General features: G+C 60.4%; 1 protein-coding gene, 1 tRNA gene and 2 pseudogenes. All 4 read left to right on the top strand.

Features of this window, described 5'->3' with window-relative positions; translation table 11 throughout:
* The 4 genes and pseudogenes from APR53_02270 to APR53_02255 all read left to right on the top strand — a co-directional run bounded on the left by APR53_02270 (window position 1) and on the right by APR53_02255 (window position 2,427).
* Window positions 1–455, top strand: a pseudogene (locus APR53_02270).
* A gap of 39 nt (window positions 456–494) precedes the next feature.
* Window positions 495–579 (top strand) — tRNA-Ser (locus APR53_02265).
* Between the two features lie 198 nt (window positions 580–777).
* Window positions 778–2,017, top strand: a pseudogene (locus APR53_02260) (serine hydroxymethyltransferase).
* A 128-nt stretch (window positions 2,018–2,145) separates the two neighbouring features.
* Window positions 2,146–2,427 carry a hypothetical protein gene (locus APR53_02255; GenBank protein ID KQC05477.1) on the top strand — a complete coding sequence of 94 codons (282 nt, stop codon included), beginning with the start codon at window positions 2,146–2,148 and terminating at the stop codon, window positions 2,425–2,427.
* Window positions 2,428–2,619 lie beyond the last annotated feature (192 nt).

Below are 2,619 nucleotides of genomic sequence, written 5' to 3'. Positions count from 1 at the left end.
GTACCGGACCGACCGCCACACCGACAGCCGAACCGGCCGGGCCTGTCGTGACCGCTTCCACCACCGCTTCACGGGATGCTCCCGCATACTTTGCCGTTGACACCCGGTCGGGTACGGTCACCATCACCACATCCGTCGGAATCGACTGGGTGGTCGAGGTGAGTGACGAGGACGGTGCGGTGCAGAAGGTCAATGCGCAGGGCAACCTCAACCCTGAGGAGGTACGGATCACCGCCCGCGGCGGGATGGTATATGTAAAGGTCTATCCGGTGACGTTTTCCGACCAGGGAACCGCGACACTTTCGGTTCGGAATGCCGATTCCGTGACCGTCAGCGCCGATGCCGCCTCCTACTTCGGTGACATCGCAACAACCCCGACACAGGAATCGCCGCTGCCGCTCTTCCTCGTCATCCTCGCAGCGGGAATTGCGGCAATCTGCCGCAGGCAGCCATAACACCACTTTTTTAACCAACCAGCACCAAGTTTAAGCAGAGCCGGGATAGTCTAGTCCGGAAAGGCGGTGGCCTTGAAAGCCACTGGTGCTCGGCACCTCGGGAGTTCAAATCTCCCTCCCGGCGTTTTTCATCGTTTTTGTTTTTTGTTACCCACTTCACAAGCAGCAGAAGCCGGGCCTATGAAATGCTCGCCAAAGGATTAATGCAACGAAGGCAGAGGCCATTCCCCGGTTTACTCTGGTTTTCGGGCGGTTTTCGCGGTGCCGTCCCGCAACAGCTCAGGAAAACTGATAAAAGCGAACATATCCAACCCGTCTTAAGATGAACCCTCTTTTTAGCACGGATCCCCATGCCAATGCACTCGTATTCTCCGAACAGAAGCGCCAGCAGGAAACGCTCACCCTGATAGCCTCGGAGAACTACGCAAGCCCGGCGGTGCTTGAGGCCGCCGGCACGATGTATACCAACAAATACGCCGATGGGGTCCCCGGCCACCGTGACTATCCCGGCTGCGGCCCCTGCGACGAGATCGAGGAACTGGCACGGCAACGACTCTGTGCCCTTTTCGGAACGGAGTATGCCAACGTCCAGCCCTATTGCGGCTCTATCGCCAACAGTGCGGTCTTCCTTGCGACTCTCAGGCCGGGGGACACCCTTCTCTCGATGAGTGTCGAAGACGGCGGCCACCCCACCCACGGATCACCGGAAAACCTCTCCGGCAGGCTGTATCCAGCCGTGCGCTATGGTGTGGACCCTGCCTCCGGCCTGATCGACGAGGCGGAGATCGCCGCCCTCGCGAAAAAAGAGCGGCCGAAAATGCTCATCTGCGGTGCGAGCTCATACCCACGCCGGATCGATTTTCGTGCCTTCGCCGAGATCGCCGAGGAAACCGGGACGCTCTGCCTCGCAGATATCGCCCACGTTGCCGGACTGATCGCCGCTGGCCTCTACCCTTCGCCGGGCGGGCGCATTCCCCTCATCACCACCACCACCCACAAAACGCTCCGCGGCCCGAGGGGCGGGGCTGTGCTCTGCGATACGACCTATGCAGATGCGATCGATGCTGCGGTGTACCCCGGCCTCCAGGGCGGCCCCCTGATGCACATCATCGCCGCCAAAGCAGTCTGTTTCGCCGAAGCAGCGACCGCTGAGTTTCGCAGGTATGCCGGCCAGGTACTCACAAACGCAACTGTGCTCGCAAAAACCCTTGACGGTGAGGGGATCGCTCTTGCCACCGGCGGCACCGAGACGCACCTGATGATCGCCGACCTTGAAGGAAGGGATCGGCATCTCCGGGGAAGAGGCCGAGCGGGCCCTCGAGACTGCAGGCATCTGCGCCGACCGCTGCCCCTTCCCCGGCCGGAATGAGGACTATGTCAGGGCTTCCGGCATCAGGTTAGGCACGCCCGCTGCCACCTCCCGGGGCATGGGCGACGAGGAGATGCGGGTGATCGGCCATAGCATCGCAACCGTGCTCCGGAAAAGCGGCGACCCGACAACGCTCGCCGCGGTGAGAACCGAGATGGCAGGGCTTGCCTGCAGGTTTCCGATCCCACCCTGATCCCGGGGTGCCGGAAGGGGGCAAATGCAAGCCCGAGGATTGAGTTCGTACACCCCGGTGGGGGCGAAGGGCCTCCGGCACCGGGAAATTTATTATTATATACTCTGATTCCCCTGCAGTGAAACGACATGCCGGATGATGAAGAACTCAGGCGGATTGCACGGAAGAGTGCAGAAGAGAAAGCCGGATTTTATACCCACCTCGGAGTCTATATCGGGGTGAACCTCTTTCTCATCGCCATCTGGTGGGTGACCGGGGGGCCCAACTCATTTCCGTGGTTCATCTTCATCCTCTTCGGGTGGGGAATCGGCCTCGTTGCGCACTTTTTCGGTGTGTTCCACAGCGATGCGTATGTGGAGCGGATGGCGGAGACGGAGTACCAGCGGCTGAAGAAAAACAAAGGGAAATAGAGGGTGGGCACCGGAAGACAACTTGGGAGCCGGGTGAAAAGAGGAGCCAAAAGGCAGAGATTACTCCTCTTCAATCCGCCGGACAATAAGAACCGGTTGCCGGACATGCCGCATCACGATCTCAGAGACCGATCCGAGCAGCATCAGGCTGATGGTGCTCCGGCCGTGGGAACCGACGACGATGAGGGAGAC

The organism is Methanoculleus sp. SDB, assembly GCA_001412355.1.
GTDB lineage: Archaea > Halobacteriota > Methanomicrobia > Methanomicrobiales > Methanomicrobiaceae > LKUD01.
This window is presented reverse-complemented; position numbering and strand designations above follow the sequence as displayed.